Source organism: Vibrio sp. 11986-1-5 (assembly GCF_963878025.1).
GTDB classification, from domain to species: Bacteria; Pseudomonadota; Gammaproteobacteria; order Enterobacterales; family Vibrionaceae; genus Vibrio; species Vibrio injensis.
Genome location: NZ_CAWNVW010000002.1, coordinates 114,054 through 121,454, shown reverse-complemented (window position 1 = coordinate 121,454; position 7,401 = coordinate 114,054). Strand labels below are relative to the sequence as shown.

General features: G+C 44.2%; 3 protein-coding genes, 1 tRNA gene and 1 riboswitch. Of the genes, 2 read left to right on the top strand and 2 right to left on the bottom strand.

Translation table 11 applies throughout. The annotated features are described in order from the left end of the window. Positions 1–2 precede the first annotated feature (2 nt). A tRNA-Trp gene (locus AACS00_RS01140) sits at positions 3–79 on the top strand. Positions 80–490: 411 nt separating this feature from the next. Here AACS00_RS01140 and AACS00_RS01135 read toward each other — a convergent pair. Beyond that, the gene (locus AACS00_RS01135) at positions 491–1,777 is read right to left on the bottom strand and encodes a cation:proton antiporter (protein ID WP_072669065.1); all 1,287 of its coding nucleotides are present in this window, start codon (positions 1,775–1,777) and stop codon (positions 491–493) included. 192 nt (positions 1,778–1,969) lie between these two features. Between AACS00_RS01135 and metH the strand changes: the two genes are divergently transcribed. Then, complete coding sequence (gene metH / locus AACS00_RS01130) at positions 1,970–5,650, top strand: methionine synthase (RefSeq protein WP_072669064.1); 3,681 nt, start codon at positions 1,970–1,972, stop codon at positions 5,648–5,650. A 53-nt stretch (positions 5,651–5,703) separates the two neighbouring features. Here the strand turns inward: metH and lysC are convergent, their stop codons facing one another. Next, positions 5,704–7,053, bottom strand: a complete 1,350-nt coding sequence (gene lysC / locus AACS00_RS01125; RefSeq protein ID WP_072669063.1) for a lysine-sensitive aspartokinase 3 — start codon at positions 7,051–7,053, stop codon at positions 5,704–5,706. 110 nt (positions 7,054–7,163) lie between these two features. Continuing rightward, a riboswitch (Lysine riboswitch) is annotated at positions 7,164–7,340 on the bottom strand. Between the last annotated feature and the right edge of the window lie 61 nt (positions 7,341–7,401).

Here is a 7,401-nt window from a genome sequence, read left to right as displayed (position 1 = left end):
TTAGGGGTGTAGCTCCAATTGGTAGAGCAGCGGATTCCAAATCCGCGTGTTGGGAGTTCGAATCTCTCCACCCCTGCCAGATTCAAAAGGTCTTAGTCGTTTGACTAAGACCTTTTTTGATCTAGGTGTAATATTATCAACGAGGAAGCGGCAGAGCAGCGGATCCCGCTGATACCAAAAATACGGCGTGTTGGGAGTTCGAATCTCTCCATCCCTGCCATATTTTAAGAAGGCCTTAGTCGTTTGGCTAAGACATTTTTTGATTTAAGAGCCCTACCGTTGTTAGCTCGGTTGGTCCCGAAGCTGACTATTCCACCGCTCCTTGATGAATACTGGTGTTGAGTGTTATAAAAATAAAAAGCCTTAACTTACGTTAGGGCTTTTTATTTTTGGCTATTAGCTTTATTCGAACACAAAGATTGCTATCTGAAAGTGGAAAATAAGGCAAAAAATAGCCCTATAGTATTCGCTTTATAGGGCTATTTTCATCTCAGTGTTTAGTGTTGTCTGACTCGGCCTGCTTGGCTTTTTCAATCATTGGGGTAATGGTAGAACCTTGCACTAAGATGGAAAACACAACTACAGCATAGGTCATTACCATTACCAATTCTTTCACATCAATTAATTTATCTGGAATGACCATTACCCCGGCGGGGATAGAGAGCGCCATGGCTAACGCTAAGCCTCCTCTCAAACCTCCCCAAGTCAGAATTCTAACCGACCATGGGTTGTAATGACGAAAGCGTTTAAAGCCCAAATAAGATACCCACACACTCAGATAGCGTGCACATAATACCAGTGGAATGGCAAATGCCATTAGAATCCAATCTTCTTGATGAAATTCAAATAGCAACATTGACATACCGATCAACAAAAATAGTACGCCATTTAAAAATTCATCCACTAACTCCCAGAAATGATCTAAGTGCTCTTCACTCTCTTTAGAAAAACCGATAAAACGTGTCCAGTTACCGATCATAATGCCAGAGACTACCATGGCTAAGGGACCGGAGACATGGATGACATCAGCAAAAACATACCCTGCTGTTGGGATGCCGATAGTGAGTAAGAGCTCCATAGAATGGTCATCAGTAGCACTGATCAAGTAATGAAAGAGTAGGCCAAGCAAAAAGCCATAGGCAATGCCGCCTAATGCTTCTTGAGCAAATAGCGCAGCCACACTGCCAATCGTTGGCGTTTCATGACCAAAAGCAATAGTGAATAGCGTGACGAAGATAACCAACCCGAATCCATCGTTAAATAACGATTCACCTTCAATTTGGGTCGAAATACGCTTTGGGGCATTCAGTTTTTTTACAATCGCTAGTACAGCAATGGGGTCAGTAGGGGAGATAAGAGATCCAAACAGTAAACAGTAGATTAGATCGAGTTGAATACCGATAAACTGACAAAAGGCATACAAGACTAGACCGATGAAGAAAGTAGAGAAAAGAGTCGCTCCTAGAGCGAGCACGGTAATCTCCCACTTTTGCTCTTTTAAATTAGGAAGTTTTATCCCTAAACCACCCGCAAAGAGTAGAAACCCCAAGATTCCTTTCAACAAAAAGCTTTCAAAGTTAATCCTAGTAACGGTATCAGTTGCGATTTGTGCTAGATAAAACCAGTCATTTTGCCCTGCAATGATGATCAATATCGAAAGTATCATTGAGCCTGCGGTAATGGCAATGGTGGTTTGCATTTTGATTATTTTACTGTTGATAAAAGCAATCATCATCGCTGCAGCTGATAAAAAGCATAAGGTATAGTAAACCGACATTCTCTTTCTCATTATGTAACAAAGTGTGATTAAAATTTTCGTTGCATCGATAACAAATAGCAAACATTTTCTAACATTAAAATTTTAGGTTATGGCACGATTTATCCAGTTATTAATCTCTTTTTAGACGTCTAGATTTCTAACTAAACTGTGGTAGGATGAGAAATAAATACCAGGGAATGAGGTTTAACGGTGGGAAGTCAGCTATCCAAGCAAATAGAACAGCAACTCAAACATAGAATTCTGCTGATAGATGGTGGTATGGGCACCATGATTCAGAGTTATCAGTTACAAGAGGAAGATTATCGAGGCAGCAGATTTTCTGATTGGCACTGTGATCTTAAAGGTAACAATGATCTGTTAGTTTTATCGCAACCACAATTAATTAAAGAGATTCATCATGCTTATCTAGCCGCTGGCGCAGATATTTTAGAAACCAACACCTTCAACTCGACCACTATTGCGATGGCTGATTATGATATGCAGTCATTAAGCGCAGAAATTAATTATGCTGCTGCGCAACTAGCACGCCAAGTCGCCGATGAATGGAGCCAAAAAACACCCGATAAACCTCGTTATGTTGCTGGTGTACTCGGCCCGACCAACCGAACTTGTTCGATCTCCCCCGATGTGAATGATCCAGGTTATCGTAATGTTAGTTTTGATCAACTGGTTGACGCCTATTCAGAATCTACTCGTGCGTTGATTGAAGGTGGTTGCGATCTGATCATGATTGAAACGATTTTTGATACGCTTAATGCGAAAGCTTGTGCTTTTGCTGTTGATTGCGTGTTTGAAGAGTTAGGTTACGCATTACCAGTCATGATCTCAGGCACCATTACCGATGCCTCAGGGCGAACGCTTTCCGGGCAAACCACGGAAGCCTTTTATCACTCTTTACGTCATGTCCGTCCGCTCTCTTTTGGTTTGAATTGTGCACTTGGTCCTGACGAATTACGCCAATACATTGCTGAGTTATCAAGAATCTCAGAAAGTTATGTCTCTGCTCATCCTAATGCGGGCTTACCGAATGCGTTTGGTGAATACGATCTCGGTGCGCAAGAAATGGCAGAGCATATTGCTGAATGGGCACAAGCGGGATTTCTGAATCTGGTTGGTGGTTGCTGTGGTACGACACCTGAGCACATTGCAGCAATGGCGAAAGCGGTTGAAGGGGTGGCTCCTCGTCCACTACCTGAGCAAAAAGTCGCTTGCCGTCTTTCTGGTTTAGAGCCGTTGATCATTGAGGCTGATACCCTATTTGTTAATGTCGGTGAGCGAACCAATGTCACTGGCTCGGCACGTTTTAAGCGTCTTATTCGTGAAGAGTTATACGATGAAGCTTTAGATGTGGCTCGTGAGCAAGTCGCTAACGGAGCTCAGATCATCGATATTAATATGGATGAAGGCATGCTTGATGCCAAAGCCTGTATGGTGCGATTTTTACAGCTGTGCGCTTCGGAACCAGAGATCTCAAAAGTACCGATTATGGTGGATTCATCAACATGGGAAGTGATTGAGGCGGGACTAAAGTGCATTCAAGGTAAAGGTATTGTTAACTCGATTTCTCTAAAAGAAGGTAAAGAGAAATTTATTGAACAAGCCAAATTGGTTCGCCGTTATGGTGCGGCCGTGATTGTGATGGCGTTTGATGAAATGGGGCAAGCCGATACCCGTGAGCGTAAGGTTGAGATCTGTACTAATGCGTATCGAATTTTAGTGGATGAAGTTGGTTTTCCAGCAGAGGACATTATCTTTGATCCCAACATCTTCGCCATTGCCACTGGCATTGATGAACACAATAACTATGCGGTGGATTTTATTGAAGCCATTGCGGATATCAAACGCGACTTACCTCATGCGATGATTTCCGGTGGTGTGTCTAACGTTTCTTTTTCATTTCGTGGTAATAACTATGTTCGAGAGGCGATTCATGCCGTATTTCTCTATCACTGCTTTAAACATGGCATGGATATGGGGATCGTTAACGCCGGTCAACTAGAAATCTATGACAACGTGCCACTCAGTTTACGTGAGGCAGTGGAAGATGTGGTGCTGAACCGTCGAGCTGACGCGACAGAGCGCTTACTTGAGATAGCGGAACAGTATCGTGACAATGCCGTGGGTAAAGTGGACGATCCGGCTTTACTTGAATGGCGTAGTTGGCCTGTAGCAAAACGTTTAGAGCATGCATTAGTTAAAGGTATCACTGAATTTATTGTTGAAGATACCGAGGAAGCTCGTCAGCAGTCTTCTCGGCCATTGGATGTGATCGAAGGTCCATTAATGGATGGCATGAACGTAGTTGGTGATTTGTTTGGTGAGGGTAAGATGTTCTTACCTCAAGTGGTGAAGTCGGCGCGAGTGATGAAACAAGCGGTCGCGTATTTAGAACCCTATATTAATGCCTTAAAACAAGCCGGGTCGACCAACGGTAAGATCTTACTCGCGACCGTAAAAGGTGATGTACATGACATTGGTAAAAATATTGTCGGTGTTGTATTGCAGTGCAATAACTACGAAATCATTGATCTGGGTGTGATGGTACCGTGTGAGCAAATACTGAAAGCCGCCAAAGAACAGCAAGTGGATATTATCGGTTTATCCGGTTTGATTACCCCTTCACTAGATGAAATGGTTCATGTGGCGAAAGAGATGGAGAGACAGGGATTCAATCTGCCGTTGTTGATTGGAGGGGCAACAACGTCTAAAGCACATACCGCGGTTAAAATAGAACAAAACTATCGTCATCCGGTTGTTTATGTGAATAACGCATCCCGGGCAGTGGGAGTATGCAGTGCTCTGCTATCTGATGAACTACGACCCGCATTTATTGAAAAGTTAGATCTCGACTATCAACGTACTAGGGATCAGCATGCTCGAAAAACCCCGAAAACACGACCAATCAGTTTGGACAAAGCTCGGGCCAACAAAGTCGCTATTGATTGGCAATCTTATACCCCACCAGTACCGGCTAAGCCTGGTGTTCATGTGTTTGACAATTGCTCGATTGCTTTGTTGCGTGAGTATATCGATTGGACGCCCTTCTTTATGACTTGGTCTTTAATGGGAAAATACCCAGCCATTTTGCAGCACGAAGAGGTAGGAGAAGAGGCTCAGCGCTTATTTGCTGATGCCAATGCATTATTAGACCGAGTGGAACAAGAGGGATTACTGCAAGCTAAGGGGATTTGTGGCTTGTTTCCTGCCGCCAGCGTGGGTGATGATATTGAAGTTTACGCGGATGAAACACGTAGTGAGGTTATCCATGTATTGCATCATCTGCGTCAGCAGACGGAGAAGCCGAAAGGTGCGAACTATTGCCTTGCCGATTATATCGCGCCGAAATCATCAGCGAAACAAGATTGGATCGGCGCTTTTGCTGTCACTGGAGGCATTGGGGAAAGGGAGCTGGCTGATGCTTATAAAGCCCAAGGGGATGATTATAATGCGATCATGATTCAAGCGGTGGCGGATCGTTTAGCGGAAGCTTTTGCTGAGTATTTACATCAGCAGATGCGTAAAGACATTTGGGGCTATGCGAGTGAAGAAGAGCTTACCTGTGATGATTTGATCCGCGAAAAGTATCAGGGGATTCGCCCGGCACCCGGTTATCCGGCTTGTCCTGAGCACACTGAAAAAGGCACGCTATGGCAATTGCTATCGGTTGAAGAAAATATAGGCATGTCGTTAACCAGTAGTTACGCGATGTGGCCGGGATCATCGGTCTCGGGATGGTATTTTTCTCATCCAGATTCACGTTATTTTGCCATAGCTCAGATCCAAGAAGATCAAGTTCAAAGTTATGCTGAGCGTAAAGGCTGGGATAAATTAACCGCCGAAAAGTGGCTTGGCCCCAATATTAACGGTTAACACTCCAAGCTCGGCAGGTCGCATCATGACGACCTGCCTGTTTGAGTTTAGTGTTATTCAAATAACTCTTGATGCAGCTTTTGAATGACCGATTTAGCAACGTGGCTATTGACTAAAAAGCAGAGATTATGGGCGCTGGCGCCATAACAAATCATTCGTAGATTAAATTCATCTAACACACTAAAGACTCGTTTGGCATAACCGGGCCTATCTTTCATTTTGTTACCAATCAGCGCGACTAAGCAGAGATCGTGTTCGACTTCTACCGTACATAAAGCCTCTAACTCTTGGCGAACGTGTTGTGGTAATTCAGGGTTGCCGCCTGATGTATCGGTTTTATCTAAGGTTAGCGATACACTAATTTCTGAAGTCGTGATCAGATCTACAGAAATTTTATGTTTGGCTAATATTTCAAATACTTTGGCTAAAAAACCATAAGTATGGAACATATTCGCACTGCGCAAAGTGACCATCGTTTGATTACAGCGTAGTGCGAGGGCTCGAAATAGTGGGGTACTGTCGACCTGTTGGCGGATCCAAGTGCCTCCCTTTTGTGGTGCTTTGGACGAGCCCACAAAGACAGGAATACCATGACGAATCGCAGGTACTAGAGTTGAAGGGTGAAGAATTTTAGCACCAAAATTGGCCATTTCTGATGCTTCACTAAAACTAATTTCAGCAATCGGAGCCGCTTTGGCGACAATCCGAGGATCGGTAGTATACATTCCCGGTACATCGGTCCAAATTTCTAGGCCGCACGCTTGCATTGCTTCGGCGATTAACGCTGCGGAATAATCACTGCCTCCTCGACCAAGGGTGGTGGTATTTCCATCTTGGTCGGCACCAATGAAACCTTGAGTGACGACAACGTGTTGTTGGCAGAGTGGCTGTAATTTTTCGGTCACTAAAGCTTGTAACTCGGCTAGCTGTGGTTCGGCTCGACCATAATGATCATCAGTACGCATCACTTGACGAACGTCAAAGCGCACGGCATCGACACCACGCTCACAAAGGATTTGAGTGAGTAAATAAGTGGACATTAACTCCCCGCAAGCGACAAGATGATCAGTCAATTTTTTGCTGACTTCAAATGCGGCGGCATCCGCTGCTCGGCGAACGGTCTCTAAGATGACATCTATCTCAGTACTGACCTTTTGCGGAGCGCTTAAAGACTCAATAATAGCGTAGTGAATATCCGCTAATTGTTGAATAATCATCGCGCGCTGTTGGCTATCTTGTACTCCGTTTGCCAATTCAACCAGCAGATTGGTCACTCCTGAACAGGCACTGATCACCACCAATTTAGTGGTGGGATTATTTTCGATGATCGCTGCACTGCAGCTCATCGCTTGAAAATTAGCAACACTTGTTCCGCCAAATTTAGCGACATTGAATGCGTTCACAGCATGTCTCCCAAGACTTCCTATAAATGAAAAATGGTTGGTAATCCAACGTCCAATGTTTTGAAGAGTGTGAACTGAGAGCAAATAAAGAGGGATAACGGTTAATCGATGTCCTCAGAAGCTCTTCACCAGTTTCGTCTGGTGACAGTCACAGGGATTCAGCCCATGCAACCGGTAAATCAAAGCCTCACCTTTGTTTTACCTCGGCACTGCTCCCCATGGATCGTTTGTATTGGAGTTGAGGCTCCACAAATGATCTGCCTGGGCAGTGCTCCTCTTCTGCTATACCTTCGAGACTTAATGTACTTTGTTGGTCTGTTTGATATAGATAGCGCATTCATTGAACGG

Coding starts and splice junctions, on each gene's coding strand:
- AACS00_RS01135 (WP_072669065.1), bottom strand. CDS start 1,777: ATGTCGGTTTACTATACCTTATGCTTTTTATCAGCTGCAGCGATGATG.